We start from the raw sequence: 16602 nt of genomic DNA, 5'->3' as shown, positions 1-16602 counted from the left end.
CCAAGATCAAACTCTCCAAAAAAGTTTGTTGTTTCTTAGCTATAAATAAGAAAAACGAGGTTGTTTTTCTTCAAAGTTTTTGATTCAAGCACTTAGCAACCAAGTTGCCAAAAGCACCTTTACCATTTGTTTCGAATACTGGTCGTTCTGTTCAGTTTTCAAAGATCAATTTTCTTTGTCGTTTTTAGCGACAAGAAATATCTTAACATGTATTTCGTTTAGTGTCAACAACTTTTTTAAAAAACTTTTAAGTTATTAACTGGGATATTGTCGAAAAATAATTTCGTAACTGACAACACAAAATAATATATCACAAAAATAGACCTAAAGCAAGATTAAAAGTGAACTTTTTTAAAAATTACTTTGCTATATAGAAATAACTTAGCTTCAGACTGCATGAACAGAGGATGTTTTAATATCCCTTCATTCAACTATAAATTAGTAGTAACAGATTATACACCCCCTCACTACTCTGTAATGATATACCTTTTCAAACATCTATATCAAACCTTATTATGTAGTACGCCTGTTATTTCGTTTGCTTCCTCAACATATATTTCATACAGTCTTCAGGACTTGCGACCCTTTGCAATAAGCGAAATAATAACTGATATCTTTCTTTCATTGCGGGCTTTACAATGTGCTCTATTCGTTCATCCTCTAAATCAAATAAGATTTCTTCTAACTCTCGTTTTATTAAATACTCCATTTCTCTCTGCTCTGCCACATTGATCAATAGTCCTAACATTTTTTCACCTCATGTATGTATTTCTGTTTCCTTTAAGATTCTTTAAGTTACCCATAAAATGGATTTTTCATTCATTCCAAAGGATATAAATTTATTTTTATGCAACATAAATATGCACTTGTCTTTTTCGTTCCCAATTGTAATAACCTTTTCACTGCAAATTAAAAATGAAACTTCATCTGTAGAGAAGTCCATAAATCCATAAAACCTACTGATTGTCAGTTGAACGAACCGGACTTTACAGGCTGCTCATCATTTTTATATTCTCGTACTCTTGAAGTAAGGGATTATAGCTTTTCAACTTACAAATACCCAATGCTTGTTCATATTTATTAATTTTACACATAGAAATGGTATTAGGAAGCTTGTACTATTAAGGGGGAAATACAATGTCAGAGCATTTTTATGTATGGCGCTTCAAATGGAAAAAGTGGCTAACCATAATTGGTTGTGCCATGGCTGCCGCTATTTTTCTTTGGTTTCAGCAGGTAAATGTTTGGTCGGTTTTTTCAGGTGAAAAATCGTCTGTTTTAGGAAAGGGTAATAAAAAAGAGCCAAATATTTCACTCACCTTTAATATTAGTTGGGGGGAAGAACGCGCGCATGACATTTTAAAACAGTTAAAGGAACATCAAGTGCAAGCGACGTTTTTTGTTAGCGGAGAATGGGCGGAGCGACATCCTGATATTGTGGAAAAGATTGTGGAAGGTAAACATGAACTCGGTATGTTAGGGTATCGTTATAAAAATTATGTTGAACAAGAAGTTGATCAAGTTCGTAGAGATTTACAACATGCGAAAGAGGTTTTTACAAAGTTAGGGTATAAGGACATTTCTTTACTCCGAACACCTAGTGGACACTTTAATGAGGAAATTATAAAGCTTGCTGGAAACCTCGGTCTACAAGTAGTGCACTGGAACCAAAACCCAAATGACTGGCAAAACCCTGGCCAACAAAAAATTGTCGATCACCTCATGAAGCATACTTCTAATGGCGATATTATACTGTTACACGCTTCAGATGCTGTAAAACAGACCGCCAATGCCTTAAAAACTGTCCTGCCTGGTCTGAAAAATAAAGGTTTCACATTCGTGACGATTACGGAATTAATAAACCAAGCAGATGCAAAGGCTAAAATTGTTGATTAACACCTAAACAACTGACATTCTTTCAATAAAAAAAGCTGGGACAAAACAAAGTGTCAACCCCCTCGAACAGGGGGCAGATCTTATGTCCAGCTTTTTTTGCAAATCATATTAGCATAGTGTTATGCCGTAATTATCACCATTAATAAGAGTTCCTCATCATTATTTTGCAGCAGAAGCTTTACCCTGTGCTACTGGCACTTTATTTTGCAGACGATGTAACATCATCAATTGGTACGCATTACAAAGTAACAACGGAACAATCATGAGCCATTTATAATCCACGCCACTCGTCCGTAAACCCGGTACCCACTCCAACGTCGTCATCACGACCATAAGGAATAGCGCTGGTATAAATGCTCTTTTATTCGTTTCCTTCACCTTCCATAAGGCAGCAAGTATCCCAAAGACTAATAAACCTAGTGCAACAAGTATGTACGGTAGTAACGTGGCATTTTCGCTAGCTCCAGTATATGGAAAGTACACCAGATCAAACAATACAAACGCAATCAAGGCGAGTTGAACCGTCGGCCAAAAGCTACGGAATAGACCTTGTCCAAAACGATTAATAAAAAGATAAGCAAAAAATCCCGTTTGACTGATAACACTAAACACAAGCCCTAATCCTAAAGAAAATAATATAACACCCAATAGTTCCTTTAAATTAAATGGACTCAAATATCGACTATATTGTTCCGCTTCAATAAAGAAACTTGTAATAAGCCCAGCCGCACCGCCAAGCCATAACGTTTTCCAAAACAATCCTACGATTTTACGACTATTCAATGTAACATCCTCCCGATGAAATAAACGTAATGAACATATGTATTCCATATTTTATCATGAACATGTTGTTTTTTCCTTCTCTACGTGCATATTTTCTATTTTACATACTCATATTAAGTATATATAAAAAAGGAGGAAAATCCTATGTCCCGTTTTTTAAATATCACCGTTTTGTTTTTATGCATGACTTTTCTAACAGCATGTAATGGGGGGACCTCCGCGGCAAAAGAAGCTGACTATGATCAAACGAAAAAAATGGTTGTTGATATATTACAAACAGAAGAAGGTAAAAAGGCTATCACAGATTTGATGACAGATGAAAAAATGAAAGAAAGACTTGTGATGGAGTCCGATGTCGTAAAAAAATCCGTCCACGAAGCGCTAGCATCTGACCAAGGCAAAAAGATTTGGAAGAAGATGTTTGATGATCCGAAGTTCGTTACAGAATATTCCAAGTCTATGGATGATGAGTTAAAAAAGTTAATGAAGGATTTAATGAATGACGCTGAATTCCAAAAGAAGATGTTGGAGTTATTACAAAATCCGGAAGTTGATAAACAAATGCTAGACGTCATGCGGGGACAAAAGTTTCGCGCACATTTAGAAAAGACAATCCAGGAAACATTTGAGTCTCCGATATTTAAAGCGAAAATCCAAGATATTTTATTAAAAGCCGCTGAAGAGCAAGGTGGATCAGGCGGAAAAGAAGAAGATCAAAAAGGCGGTGACCAAGGTGGAGGCGCTGGTGGCGGTTCAGGCGGTAAGCAACAAGAGAAAGATGGTGGCTAAGATTAATGGGGTCTGACCCCAAAAAAGGGGAAGTCACCGTTTCTGGTAACTTCCCCTATATATTTATTCTTCTACTTTTGCGATTACCTTCGCGGCAATTCTGTGATATTCTTGCCCAATTGGGTGATCTTGTTGGTATACTCCTGGCGCGAATACGTCCTCTTCTTCATATGGCTGCTGTAGCGGTAATTGGCCAAGCACTTTTGTGTTCAACACTTCCGCTAACTTTTTGCCACCACCTTGTCCAAAGACAAATTCCTTTTCACCTGTTTTTTCGCTCTTAAAGTAAGCCATATTTTCGACAACTCCAAGAATTTCATGATTCGTTTTCATTGCCATTTGGCCAGCACGCGCTGCTACAAATGCTGCAGATGGATGTGGTGTTGTAACAATAACTTCCTTACAAGTCGGGAGCATTTCATGTACATCCATTGCTATATCACCTGTGCCCGGTGGTAAATCCAATAACAAGTAATCTAAATCGCCCCACTCCACTTCTTTAAAAAAGCTAGAGAGCATTTTTCCAAGCATTGGACCACGCCAAATAATTGGCGAATTATCTTCTACAAAGAATCCCATTGATATTACCTTTACACCAAAGCGCTCAACTGGGATAATCTTTTGTCCACGAACTTTTGGTCTTTCTTCAATTCCCATCATATCCGGAATACTAAAGCCATAAATATCAGCATCAATCACGCCAACTTTTTTACCAAGGCGCATCAATGCCATTGCTAAGTTAACGGTTACAGTTGATTTACCAACACCACCCTTACCACTAGCAATTGCGATAAATTTCGTATTGTGACTTCCACCTAATAAAGAAGCTTCTTTTTCTTGATTAGCAGTTGGTTGAAATTTTTGAATAACCTCGTCTGCTAATTGCTCAAAGCGCAATCCAACAGTTGTAGCACCATTCTTCTTTAAAATCCCTACAACTTCCTGCTGCAATTGCATTTGTTCCGCCGTATTAATTTTTCCAATCGCAAGTTTTACACTCACGTGTTTCTTTTCTTCACGAATGGTTATTTCTACAATACCGCCTGTTTCCTCAAATGTTCTATGTAAAAATGGGTCTTTCACCGGATTAAGTAATTGTGTTACTTCGTCTTTTGTTAACAACGTATGTCACCTTCCTTGTTCTAGCTTTCCTTATACGTGTGTTCAGAAGTTACAAAAAGGAGATGTTTTGTTTTCATTGATCGGTTTTCTTTGAACACAAACTAATACGGAATACTATTTGATAATTATTATTATCCTTTACAAGAGCTAGTATAACATAATTCACATAAAACCTAAGTGATTTGAATCATCGGAAGTGACAGTTTCTTCTAAAACGTAAACGTATTCAATATTCCCTGCTTGTTGATTCGACTTTTTATTTCTATAAATAGCACCGTCATCGTCAACTAACTTCATCATTATTCCTCTACTATCATGAGAGCCTCATTCTGTCATTTCACTACTATAACATTGGTAACGTGCATCCCTAGTCACATTGAACATGTTCCATAATCCCTTGTTTCCCCATCAAATTTACACGTACAGAAAAGGACCAGCTAACACATTAGTGCGAGCCAGTCCTTTTTCACTCTTTATTTTCACGCATCCCACCTGATTCACGGGTTAATTTAAAATGTAACTTCAATCTGTGGCTTTTTACATTTTCCTAAGTATCAAGCTTTTTATTAGTGGTTGATCCCCGCCCTATAATCTACTAGCATCCTCGAAGCAGGGGTTGCCAAACAATTTACTACGGGCTTGATTTTTTACAATTATCTCCAACCCCCTGCAATCCTCTCAGATTATTCTACATCTTCCTTCTCCGGCTCTTCGGTTGCATAACGCATAATTCCTTCATAAATACTTGCTGCTACTTTTCGTTGATACGCATCTTTTTTCAACAGTTCCCTTTCTTCAGGGTTTGACAAAAAGCCAATTTCTACTAGTGCCCCTGGGACCTTTGCTTCTTTTAGCAAATACATTCCATTTAATGCTAAAGGTTGTCGATTTGTATTTTCCAAATTACGAATGATTTCCGCTTGAATCATAGTTGCTAAATGGCGATTATTCGTATCTTTCGGGTAATAAAATGTCTGCGCACCTCGCCAGCGGCTAGATGGAATTGCGTTTAAATGGATAGATAAGAATAGATCTGCTTTTTGATCATGAATAAACTGTAATCGATTACGGATGTCTTCTGATTTTCTCTTTGATAGCCCTTTTGTATCTGGGCTAGCTAGATCCTTGTCCGTTTCTCTCGTTAAGTAAACTATTGCACCTGATTGTTGCAAATAACTTTGTAATTTTTTACTCACTTCTAAAGCAATTTCCTTTTCCATCGTTTTGTCTTTCCCCTGTGCCCCACCATCTGGCCCACCATGCCCTGGGTCAATGACGATTGTCTTTCCTGTTAAAGGCAATGACCAAGCATCCCAAGTTGGCTCTGTCCGATGTAACGGATATTGAATTAAAAAGACTAATATTGCGACCCCGATAAACCATATAAAATACATATTAAATCTCTTCATACACAACGCCCCTCATTATTCTTCTTGAACTAGTTTATGGGACGAGTCATTTGATTATGACATTGTTTTTTTATCATCTATTGAAATTAATATTCATGCATATCACATCGTTTTAACTCTTTCGACATACTCCAAAAACATTTACCCCAACTTTTGATAACGTAATAGGCCTTGGATTACATGAGGGTGTTCACGGCTAACCGATAAAACATTCATGCAAAAACAATCAGTAAAATGTACTACTTTCACCATTTCATGTATGATAAATATAAATAATGTACGCTCTATATAAAACGTATGAACAAGCCTCTCCAACAGTACTTCTATTTTTGAACTGGAGTAATATTCCCATCCCATAAACACTAAAGAAAACTTTTGGAGACTGTCTATATATACAGTTTTACTGGCTGATTTTCATCTCAACTATACAATTTCCAATTAGAAAGGATAGATATTCATCAATATGAAAACATTAGTCATCATTTCCCACCCAAATATATTAGAATCAAGTAGTCAGCAGTTTCTAATAAAGGCCATTCCTCATCACTTCGATGTGACAGTCCATCATTTGGAAAATGAATATCCTGATTGGAATATTAATGTAGCAAAAGAGCAAAAGTTGTTAAGCGAACACGATCGGATTATTTTTCAATTTCCATTTTATTGGTATAGCTCACCTGCACTCTTGAAGCATTGGCAAGATATGGTATATACAGAAGACTTTGCGTTTCATGCAAGGGGTAAAGCATTACGTGGTAAAGAGTTTGGTTTGGTGCTTTCCGTCGGTATTAATGAAGCAGAATATCAAGCTGGTGGTAGAGAGATGTTTTCAATTAGCGAATTGACGAGGCCATTCCAAGCAACTGCTGAGAAACTTGGCATGACTTATTTAAAACCATTCTCTATCTTTCAGTTTGGTTACATGACAGATGAGCAAAGATTCCAACTAGCCATCCACTACCAACAAGTCCTTACGCGGGAAAAGGATAACAGTTTAGAAGCAAAAGAAAAGTGGATCATGGAACAGTTAACAAATATGGATAAAGCAAGTTTATCTACGGACGATAAGATTGTCCTTGAAAATGCTGTTGAATCACTCAAAAATAATCGTCATACAATCGATGAGTTGAAACTAATTTTGGAGCAAATGTGGTAAAACGATCCATTTAATAAACAAAAGGGGTTTTCGTAAGTGGAAAATAAAATCATTGAAGAGTTAGAACGGATTTCTGACCACCATAAGGAATACGAACAGCTTGTGTTAATTGAGGCTGCGAAGGAAATCATCAAAGAACAACACAAACGAATTGCACAAATGGAGGGGCAATTAGACGGTACATTATGGAGCCCTAAAAATTGGGGTGACTAATCGTCGGAGCTATCCATTAAAAATACCTTCCTATTTTCTGAACGATTTAGTTAGAAATGAGGAAGGTATTTTTTTACGTCAATCATAAAGGAATTGTTGAATTAGCATTCGCACGTACTCCATAATTTTACCTTTGAATTTTTATCCGTGCCCTTTAGCTATCATCCTATACCAATATGTTAAATTCTACGTCATAACCATTTTACTTTTCACTTTCCACCGTTTTCGATTCACTTTCATCTAGTTCATCCCGTTTCAAAACATCTTTCAATTCATCAACAGTTGTTGTTTCTGTCATTTCCACACCAGATCTGTAAGCAGCACGTATAATGAGGTGCCCTGCTGTTGGAGAAGTAATGAACACAAAGACAATCCCCAGGATAAGGCGGACACTAACTGTACCATCGGTTAATAAAAAATAAAGAAATGCACCAAAAAGCGTTAATAAAACGGCAAGTGTCGAGCTTTTTGTTGCGGCATGTGCACGGCTATAAACATCCGGAAAACGGAGAATTCCGTATGCACTAATGACACTAATAATGCTCCCAATTAATATGAAGGCTGCGCCAATAAACTCATCGATCTCGTTTACGTTCAATGATGACACCCCGCTCGATAAATTTTGAAAGGGCAATCGTACTTATAAATGCAAGAATCCCTAAAATCAAGATAACTTCGAGAAACGCTTTTGTATGAAATAGGACAGAAAAGACAGCAATAGCCGAAATCAAATTAACCCCGATAAAGTCCATCGAAATAACACGATCCGGTAGACTTGGTCCACGGATTAAACTGTATAATGCAATAGCAATTGCGATGGCAAATAAAATCAAAGCTACAATGAGCATGCCTTTAATCATTAGCGTGTCACCTCCATGATGGCCTTTTCAAACTTTGCTAACGAACTTAATAAATTTTCCTTGTATTTTTCAATATCCATTGCGTGTACGTAGAATACATTTCCTTCTGGCATCACTTCCATCACGACAGACCCTGGTGTTAATGTGAGCAGTAGTGCAATCAGCGGTACCTCCCACTCCCCACGCAACACCGTTTCATAACGGAAAATTCCTGGTTTCAAATCAAGGTTTGGCGTTAAAATGGTTTTTAAAACGAGATATGCCGACAAAAACAACTCCCAGTTAAAAATAAGAACTAATTTGATTACTGCATATACGCGATGCAAATAAAATTTCCGACCGAAAAAGCGGTACATTAAAAAGACAATTACTATGCCAACCGCATATCCTTCAAAAAATGTTGTATACAATAGAACATCTTCATCTTTAATAAGCATCCATAAAAAAGCAATGAATATATTTAACACGAATTGTGCAGCCAAATGACGTAAACCTCCTTTACTAGAAAAGGTGCTTTTATTATGAATGGACAACCACTCACAGCATATAACAATCTCTTCATTCATAACTTGCGATATTTACAGTCCTTTAAAACCCAGCTATCACAGCTATTCAAACACTATGCAGACTGAATAAAGAGCTTTTAGCATTTTGATACAGCCCACATATCATTTATTGATTCATCACCGCATCAATATAAACGGATGGATGTAGTAATGTGTGAGATGCATCATGTACATAATCCGCTAAAACATCGGCTCCTAAGCCTAAGGCTATCGTAGCACATGTCAGTATAATCGATGGCAAGAGCCAGCTTCGTCTTAATGGTTTCTCGCTTTCTATTGTTATAATCGTTTCTCCCCAAAAGCTGTTCATAAAAATGCGTAGTAAGGAATATAACACAAAAATACTCGATAAAAAGGCTAGTCCTAGTAATACGTATGCCCCAGCATTTACTGCTCCTTGCCCAACTAATATTTTTCCGATAAATCCACTCAACGGTGGAATACCCGCCAAAGATAACATCGTGACAAAGAACAACCACCCTAACATCGGATAATTTCGAATGAGACCACTCATTTCATTAATTTTATTTTTTCCGGTTAACGCTACTGTAGTTCCTATTAGTAAAAATAACAATGCCTTCACAACCATATCATGCATCAAGTAATAAATTGCTCCTTCTATTCCTAGTGGATTTGCGATAGCTAGCCCGACTAAAATAAACCCAACCGCTATGATGACGTTGTAGGCAACAACTTTATGAACATCTTGATAGGCAATAGCTCCTATACTTCCGCCAATTAAGGTAAGCCCGGCCATGATGCCAATTGCGGTATGGGTAATACTCGGCTCATGATAGAAGATTAAGGTGAACATACGAAACATCGCATATATGCCGACCTTCGTTAGCAGCGCACCAAACAAGGCACGAATTGCTGTTGGTGGTACACGATACGAACCTGGCAACCAAAAATAAAGAAATAACCCCGCCTTCAAAGCAAACACAATTAAAAATAATATGCTAATTGTCGTTAATATTGGGGTCTGACCCCCTTTCGCGACGAGTTCAGATAAGTGGGCCATGTTGACCGTGCCTAATGTGCCGTATAGATAGGCGATTGCAACAAGGAAGATCCATGAAGATAGTACGTTAATCGCTAAATAGGTAAATGACTCCCGTAATTGGACTTTTTTACCACCCAGTGTAATAAGTACATAAGAAGCGAGTAACATCACTTCAAAACATACGAATAAATTAAATAAGTCGCCTGTTAAAAATGAACCATGCACGCCAGCAATTAAAAACAAGACGAACGGGTAAAAGAACATCTTTTCATATTGTTCACCAATCGTAGCGAATGCATAAAGTAAACAAACGAATGTAACAAAACTTGAAGTTGCCACGAGTAACATCGCAAAGGAATCGGCAACAAACACAACCCCATATGGTGCCGGCCAATTTCCAAAAGCTAACGTGAGAATTCCATCATTTTGAATCACACCGAGCATATAAATACTCAATGCTCCTGTCGCAAATATCGCTAACAAACTAAGCACACGTTGGGCATGAATAAACGGCCGTAAGAAAACTAAAATAACACCTGTTATAATTGGGATTAGCATTGGTAATACAATTAAATTATTCATCATCAATCCCTCGCAATGCTGCCAAATTATCCGTTCCCGTCTCTTGATAAATGCGATATGCCAAAACTAGGAAAAATGCTGTTACCGCAAAACTGATGACAATTGCCGTTAAAATAAGCGCCTGCGGCAAAGCATCCGTATAAACGTTTGCATCCTCACTAATGATAGGTACTGTCCCCTGCTTCAATCCACCCATCACCATAATTAAAATATGGACTGCATGAGAAGAAATTGCTGAACCGATAATAATTCGAATCATATTTTTAGACAGGAATAAATAGGTTGCAACCATCACTAATATACCCGCTAATATAATCATCACTGTTTCCACAACTTACACATCCTCACTAATACCTAAAATAATTGTAATGACTACGCCGACAACCGCTAAAGCTACACCAGCCTCAAAAAGCATCATCGTGCCGATATCCGTCACACCAATTAATGGTAAATCCACCTGCGTAAACACCTGTGTTAAAAATGGTTCCTTCATAAATAGTGATCCTAAACCGGTTGTAACGACCAAAAATACCCCAGTAGCTGCAACATATAAAAAATTAACCGGTATTCCCTTTTGCACAGTTTCCATATCAAAAGCTAGAAAAAGTAACACAAAGGCCGAAGATAAAACGAGTCCTGCGATAAAGCCGCCACCTGGCTGGTTGTGTCCCGCTAGAAACAGATAGATTGCTAGCGTTAAAATAATAAACACAACAACTTTTGTTACCATGTGCAAAATGACATCATTTGTCTTCAATTCCTTTGTCCCCCTTTCCTTGCTTAAATTTAATTAACGTATAAACACCGATTCCCGCAATAAAGAGAACAACAACTTCTAACATCGTATCAAACGCACGAAAATCTCCTAATATTGCATTGACAATATTTTTCCCACCAACTAACGTATCAGCTTGTTCAAAATACGTTGCAATGGTCGAAAACATCTTTCCACTCCTTACCGAAAGTGCAATAGCAATAAATACGAGCCCTACGGAAATGGAAATAAAAATGTTAACATTCTTCTTATGCCGTGGTGTTTTCTCTTTCTTCCAGTCAGGAAGGAAGTAAAAGCATAATAAAAATAATACGGTTGTTATCGTTTCAATAATCGTTTGCGTTAACGCCAAATCTGGTGCGCGAAACAATACAAAGAAAAAGGCTACAGAAAAACCGAGTACACCATTTAGCAAAATAGCTGTTAAACGCGACTTAGCAAATAATATCGAAATTGCAGCAATGACCATAACAAATACTAAAATCCATTCATAAAACGCAACCGGTGCATCCAGCGATACATCGATTGAGAAAGCTCCTGTTTCGTAGATTACCCATGCAGACATCATGACAAAGAACAAATATATATAAACAAGATAATCCCGTAAATGACCTGTCATGTATGTATTCGTCACTTTCTTTGAACCAGTCTCCAAACGAGATAGTGTTACATGATATAATGCATCTAGCGATAGACTTGTAGGGAACAGACGATAAATTCCGCTCCAATAACGAAACGTCTTATATAAAAAGCTCCCGATAATTACAATTCCTATTGTCATAAAGATTTCTGTATTCCAACCATGCCAAATCGAGATTGGAAATAATAAATCAGCACGTTCTAAATTTGGAAAAAGACTACTCATTGCAGGTGCAATCAAGTACGTCCCAACCATATTTGGAAAGAAAAAGATCCCGATAATTGCACACCCTAAAATAATCGGAGAAATGAGCATACCAATCGGGGGCTCAATTCTTTTGTATACATGTTTATCCCCCTTATATGGTCCAAAGAATGTCTTACATACAATAATCATCGCATAGACAAATGTGAAAATACTTGCAACCCAAGCAATCACTGGGAAAAGTGTCCCCCACGATTCTAAAGAGAATAAATCAAGTTGACGGACGTTTAAAACAGACGTAAAGAACATTTCCTTACTTAAAAACCCATTAAACGGAGGTAATCCCGCCATCGAAAAGCTACCAATTAAAGCAATTGTAAAAGAAGTCGGCATAATTGCCATAAGTCCACCAAGCCGACGAATATCACGTGTTCCCATTTGTAAATCGACAATACCGACAATCATGAATAAAGCACCTTTAAATGTCGAATGATTAATAAGATGAAAGATCGCAGCGAATGCCGCTTGCGTAAACAAGACAGTTTGTACTGCATATCCATCCGCTAATGCAATAGAACCAATCCCGAATAAACTCATGACAAGCCCAAGTTGACTTATCGTAGAATAGGCTAGTAGAGCTTTTAAGTCTGTTTGGCGGATAGCCTGGAATGCACCCCAAAACAATGTCAAAAGTCCTATCCCACTAACAAGCCAAAACCATACCCCTTCTCCACCAAAGACTGGAGTAAATCGTGCGACTACATATATACCTGCTTTGACCATTGTTGCAGAATGTAAATATGCACTAACTGGAGTAGGTGCCTCCATTGCATCTGGTAACCAAATATGAAAAGGAAACTGTGCAGACTTCGTAAAAGCCCCTATCAATAATAAAATTGCTGCGGGAATAAACAAAGGATGATCGACGAGCAAATGAATCGACGCAATCGTCTCGCGCACACTGAAAGTCCCAGTTATGTTGTACAACATGAGGAAACTAATCAGCATCGCAATCCCGCCACCTACTGTTATAAGTAAGGATTTTTGTGCGCCATATCGCGACTGTTTTCTGTGGTACCAAAATGCAATTAATAAAAATGAAGAAATACTCGTTAGCTCCCAAAATAAATACATCACCATCATATTGTCGGAGAACACCACACCGAGCATTGCACCCATAAACAATAATAAATAAACATAGAAATGAGATAATGATTCTTTTGGAGACAAATAATAGATAGAATATAAGATAACGAGTGTACCTATTCCGGTTATAAGTAACCCGAAGATTAAACTTAACCCATCTAAATATGTCGCAAACGAAATATCATATGTGGGAATCCATTGCCAAACTTGGCTATACGTTTTCCCACTTGCAATTGATGGAATAAAGCGGACGAGCGTAAAAAACAATATCATTGGCACGATAAATACAAACCAGCCAATATGTATACGTGGAAATCTTTTATTTAACAACGGAATAAAAATGGCAACAATAAAGGGAAGAAAAATCGCCAAATGAATCGTATTCAACATGAAACCTCCCAAAGTATAAGTCTAGTTTGATAACAAATTACCTAGTATGGTATTCCAATCTATAAAGTGAAACTTCATTCAGTGTAGATTTTTCGTGCTTCCGCTACTGGCTGTCCATAAAACAAATTGGGATTTAACTAGCTATTGGTCCCCAATGATTATACTTAACTTCCTCCCGAATTCTTGAAGTGAGGAAATCATAGCCCGTAAATCTCCCTCAAATAGATTCAAATCACTTATTCACCTATTCGTAGATTCACAGTATTTCAGACTATTTTTAGGAACAATGACGGATAAGCGGAATGCGTCTTGGATAATAAAGGATGTGATGAATCAAAACGAACCTGTATACTCCCCGATTACTGAATATTCTTTATTTTTGTCGTGCGACTATATGAAATGAGGGAATCCTTCTATTTAACAACATTGCAAATGGTTCCTAAACAAAATAATGCACCATATCATATATAGAAATAAGCCTTATTCTAATAGGCTAGAACACCCCTTGACTTACATGTAATTTGGGGGCATAATTAGAAGCTATACAGACTGTACGAAAAGGCAATATATTTGCCTCATACATAGCATAAGTCCTTTAAAAACTTAAAAACACGTTATAAATTGTTCTGAATACAATGGAAAATAATAATATGCATACTCTATAATTATATAATAACGCAAGAGACCGTGCATCTTTAACGATATGCTCCCACCGTTTACGTTCTGTTATAAACATGATAGAATTGCGGGACACCTAACAGTTAGCGGTATATTCCTATCGGTGTGAGCGGAAGGTCGACATTATCGATTACTTCTATTTTTTGTTAGCGCATTTTTACCGTGCATGTATAAATTGATAGTCATGTAATCTATTTTCATCAAAATTTGAGAGGGGATTCACTGTGAGAAAAATAAAAGGCCGTATGGATGAGAGCATTCTTGTCTGTGCATATTATGGTCCGAATGGAGAACGGTTAATTAAACGGGGGCATAAATTAGCTACACTTTTAGACTGTCCTTTATACGTATTAACTGTCGATCCGCTCCCTTACGATAAATTTGATGCGGATAAATCAAGTTATGTCGACCGTTGGAAAGAGCTAGCAGAAGAACTAGATGTGGAAGCATTCTTTTTACGCGACAATGAACGCCGGCCTTCTGCAAAAGTGATTGCAGAAGTAGCTTACGATCTAAATATTACGCAAATTATTATCGGGCAAACCCCACAGAATAGATGGGAGGAAATAACAAAGGGATCATTTGCGAATGCATTACTTCGTGAGATTACCTTTATTGACGTTCACATCGTCTCCGTTGACAGAACGATTAAAGGGGCGGAAGATACAACATTTGAAAAAGGAGTTCTTGGCTATCTTCGTAAAGATGGTGATAATTATCGATTAAGTTTTGCTAGTTCAGTCGATAACCACTACGAAGGTATTTTCTATAAAGAAATTGGTACGGACTTTAATAACGGCATATTTAAATTTGTACGTGACGGAAAAACGTATCAAGTACATGTAGAAGATGATAGAATAACGGATCAAATTCAAACTCCACCAAACTATAAACAATAATAACTGCACTACACAGGCTGTCCTAAAGAGTCCATTTGCACAAACGCAACTGGTCTCGAGGACAGCTTTTATTTCCCTTATAGCAAATTGAATTTTTTGAACTTTACATGAACTTATACTTATGATAGTATACACTAAACAATTGAAATATAATTGTAATCACAAGACATGAGCAAACTTCACTTACTACATAACTGGCTCTTTATAATAAGCGTAAACAATCCAAACGACCCTTCAAACTAGGGTCGCTTTTTGGAGTTTATTGGCATTGGCCTCTTACTACCTCTAAAGAATACATATATTCACATTACCTTTTTGTAATCCCTATTTCGTATAAACCCGTACATAGCTCGGATTTGCCGTAATATATAACCCACTTTTAATTTGATACATATGCCCATTTCCAACTGCAAATTTATCCTTGACTACTGTAAACACTTCTCCCCTTTTTACGGTAACCGCCCTGTCATCCCAATCAGGGGAATTGTACGTCCATAAAGAGTCCGTTACAATTTCAATATATTGTTGCTTCTTCTCAGCTTTCTTTTTCAGGCCTAATGCTTTTGCTAAACCAACTGCATGCCCCCTAGCAATCTTTGTTAAATAAGAATCTGTTTTCAATTTAGCTGCATCATCTTTATGATCAACAAAGCCATTTTCGGTTAATAATGCTGGCATTGCAGATTCACGGACCATATGAAAATTTGCTTCCTTTTTTCCTCTATCTTTTAAGTCTATCTCTTTTGTAATTTCATCATGAATAATTCCACGTAATCGGTTTGTTTCTGCCTTTCCTGAAAAGTTGCCATTGTAGATATATGACTCAAATCCTGTCCCACCACCTGAATTAATATGCACTGAAACGAGTATATTAGCATTCCAATTATTGGCCATCTTTGTTCTTTCGTTTAAGGAGAGTGTTTGATCTGTTGTCCGAGACAGTTTAATAGAATGACCCTCATACTCAGCCTTTAAGATATCTCTTATCTTTAGCCCGATTTTTAGCGTCAAATCCTTCTCCAACAGACCATTCCCCCCCGCTCCGGGGTCAGACCCCCCATGACCTGGATCAATGAAAACTTTTACCAATTTTCTCATCCTTTCTTTCAATTTTTGGTCAAGAACATTGTAAGAGAAGCAAATTAACCTTCTTTCTACTTTTAAAAAATAGAAATGATACTTCCTTTTGTCTTCTCTTGTTACAAAGTACGTGATTAATAGCGATACTGAAACGGCATTTACCATAAACTGGGTGGAACTTAATGTATTATATTAATAGAAATAGTTAAATATGCTAGATTTCAGAATAAAAATTCATGAGCTTGTTCAAGGTAAGTCCGGATATTTTTATATGAATCTCTATATTCATTTTTCGTTTACCTATGCTATAATAATTCAATAGAAAAACGATATTCATAAATATTAAATTGCTGAGCCTTAATATGTTTGTCTTCGGCATAAAAGGCTCATTTTAAAAGCTTTATGTTTACC

Annotated in this window: 18 protein-coding genes; 5 read left to right on the top strand and 13 right to left on the bottom strand. The window is 37.0% G+C overall.

The genetic code is table 11. The features are described 5' to 3' along the window. Positions 1-529: 529 nt before the first annotated feature. Positions 530-748 carry a hypothetical protein gene (locus tag ACFFIS_RS02630; protein WP_390186036.1) on the bottom strand — a complete coding sequence of 73 codons (219 nt, stop codon included), beginning with the start codon at positions 746-748 and terminating at the stop codon, positions 530-532. Positions 749-1137: 389 nt separating this feature from the next. On the opposite strand from ACFFIS_RS02630, the gene pdaB reads away from it, so the two are divergent. Further along, the gene (gene pdaB, locus ACFFIS_RS02625) at positions 1138-1896 is read left to right on the top strand and encodes a polysaccharide deacetylase family sporulation protein PdaB (RefSeq protein WP_320380983.1); all 759 of its coding nucleotides are present in this window, start codon (positions 1138-1140) and stop codon (positions 1894-1896) included. A gap of 159 nt (positions 1897-2055) precedes the next feature. Here the strand turns inward: pdaB and ACFFIS_RS02620 are convergent, their stop codons facing one another. Further along, entirely contained in the window at positions 2056-2679 is a 624-nt protein-coding gene (locus tag ACFFIS_RS02620) for a KinB-signaling pathway activation protein (protein WP_320380982.1), read from the bottom strand. A 144-nt stretch (positions 2680-2823) separates the two neighbouring features. Here ACFFIS_RS02620 and gerD point away from each other — a divergent pair, with 144 nt between their 5' ends. Continuing rightward, positions 2824-3468 (top strand): spore germination lipoprotein GerD, encoded by a 645-nt coding sequence (gerD, locus tag ACFFIS_RS02615; protein ID WP_390186034.1) that lies wholly within the window; start codon positions 2824-2826, stop codon positions 3466-3468. Positions 3469-3531: 63 nt separating this feature from the next. Here gerD and salA read toward each other — a convergent pair whose 3' ends face one another. The 3 genes from salA to cwlD form a co-directional block, all read right to left on the bottom strand. Further along, entirely contained in the window at positions 3532-4590 is a 1059-nt protein-coding gene (salA, locus tag ACFFIS_RS02610; RefSeq protein WP_390186032.1) for an iron-sulfur carrier protein/transcriptional regulator SalA, read from the bottom strand. 162 nt (positions 4591-4752) lie between these two features. Beyond that, positions 4753-4887, bottom strand: coding sequence for a hypothetical protein (locus ACFFIS_RS02605; RefSeq protein WP_320380980.1), 135 nt, complete (start codon positions 4885-4887; stop codon positions 4753-4755). Positions 4888-5273: 386 nt separating this feature from the next. Then, positions 5274-5999 (bottom strand): N-acetylmuramoyl-L-alanine amidase CwlD, encoded by a 726-nt coding sequence (gene cwlD / locus ACFFIS_RS02600; RefSeq protein WP_390186031.1) that lies wholly within the window; start codon positions 5997-5999, stop codon positions 5274-5276. Positions 6000-6462: 463 nt separating this feature from the next. On the opposite strand from cwlD, the gene ACFFIS_RS02595 reads away from it, so the two are divergent. Both ACFFIS_RS02595 and ACFFIS_RS02590 read left to right on the top strand, forming a co-directional pair. Then, on the top strand, positions 6463-7155 hold the full coding sequence (locus ACFFIS_RS02595; protein WP_320380979.1) for an NAD(P)H-dependent oxidoreductase: 693 nt from the start codon (positions 6463-6465) through the stop codon (positions 7153-7155). 36 nt (positions 7156-7191) lie between these two features. Next, positions 7192-7368, top strand: coding sequence for a hypothetical protein (locus ACFFIS_RS02590; protein WP_320380978.1), 177 nt, complete (start codon positions 7192-7194; stop codon positions 7366-7368). Positions 7369-7570: 202 nt separating this feature from the next. On the opposite strand, the gene ACFFIS_RS02585 is transcribed toward ACFFIS_RS02590, so the two are convergent. From ACFFIS_RS02585 to ACFFIS_RS02555, 7 genes are all read right to left on the bottom strand, one after another. Beyond that, positions 7571-7966: a Na+/H+ antiporter subunit G gene (locus ACFFIS_RS02585; RefSeq protein ID WP_390186029.1), complete on the bottom strand. Its 396-nt coding sequence runs from the start codon at positions 7964-7966 to the stop codon at positions 7571-7573. Continuing rightward, on the bottom strand, positions 7944-8228 hold the full coding sequence (locus ACFFIS_RS02580; RefSeq protein WP_320380976.1) for a Na(+)/H(+) antiporter subunit F1: 285 nt from the start codon (positions 8226-8228) through the stop codon (positions 7944-7946). The genes ACFFIS_RS02585 and ACFFIS_RS02580 overlap by 23 nt, the downstream gene beginning before the upstream one ends. Then, positions 8228-8710 (bottom strand): Na+/H+ antiporter subunit E, encoded by a 483-nt coding sequence (locus ACFFIS_RS02575; protein WP_390186027.1) that lies wholly within the window; start codon positions 8708-8710, stop codon positions 8228-8230. Before ACFFIS_RS02575 ends, ACFFIS_RS02580 begins: the two co-directional genes overlap by 1 nt. Before the next feature lie 190 nt (positions 8711-8900). Beyond that, positions 8901-10379: a Na+/H+ antiporter subunit D gene (locus ACFFIS_RS02570; RefSeq protein WP_390186025.1), complete on the bottom strand. Its 1479-nt coding sequence runs from the start codon at positions 10377-10379 to the stop codon at positions 8901-8903. Further along, positions 10372-10710: a Na(+)/H(+) antiporter subunit C gene (locus tag ACFFIS_RS02565; RefSeq protein WP_320380975.1), complete on the bottom strand. Its 339-nt coding sequence runs from the start codon at positions 10708-10710 to the stop codon at positions 10372-10374. Before ACFFIS_RS02565 ends, ACFFIS_RS02570 begins: the two co-directional genes overlap by 8 nt. Before the next feature lie 3 nt (positions 10711-10713). Then, positions 10714-11136 carry a Na(+)/H(+) antiporter subunit B gene (locus tag ACFFIS_RS02560; protein WP_390186024.1) on the bottom strand — a complete coding sequence of 141 codons (423 nt, stop codon included), beginning with the start codon at positions 11134-11136 and terminating at the stop codon, positions 10714-10716. After that, positions 11123-13531 (bottom strand): Na+/H+ antiporter subunit A, encoded by a 2409-nt coding sequence (locus tag ACFFIS_RS02555; RefSeq protein WP_390186022.1) that lies wholly within the window; start codon positions 13529-13531, stop codon positions 11123-11125. The genes ACFFIS_RS02560 and ACFFIS_RS02555 overlap by 14 nt, the downstream gene beginning before the upstream one ends. 905 nt (positions 13532-14436) lie before the next feature. Between ACFFIS_RS02555 and ACFFIS_RS02550 the strand changes: the two genes are divergently transcribed. Next, positions 14437-15111, top strand: a complete 675-nt coding sequence (locus tag ACFFIS_RS02550) for a universal stress protein (RefSeq protein ID WP_320380973.1) — start codon at positions 14437-14439, stop codon at positions 15109-15111. 324 nt (positions 15112-15435) lie between these two features. Here the strand turns inward: ACFFIS_RS02550 and ACFFIS_RS02545 are convergent, their stop codons facing one another. Beyond that, complete coding sequence (locus ACFFIS_RS02545; protein ID WP_390186021.1) at positions 15436-16209, bottom strand: N-acetylmuramoyl-L-alanine amidase; 774 nt, start codon at positions 16207-16209, stop codon at positions 15436-15438. Between the last annotated feature and the right edge of the window lie 393 nt (positions 16210-16602).

The sequence above is a fragment of the Paracerasibacillus soli genome (assembly GCF_042432965.1).
In the GTDB taxonomy this organism is placed as follows: domain Bacteria; phylum Bacillota; class Bacilli; order Bacillales; family Amphibacillaceae; genus Paracerasibacillus; species Paracerasibacillus soli.
The sequence above is the reverse complement of the archived record's forward strand: the minus strand, read 5'-3'. Positions and strand labels throughout refer to the sequence as shown.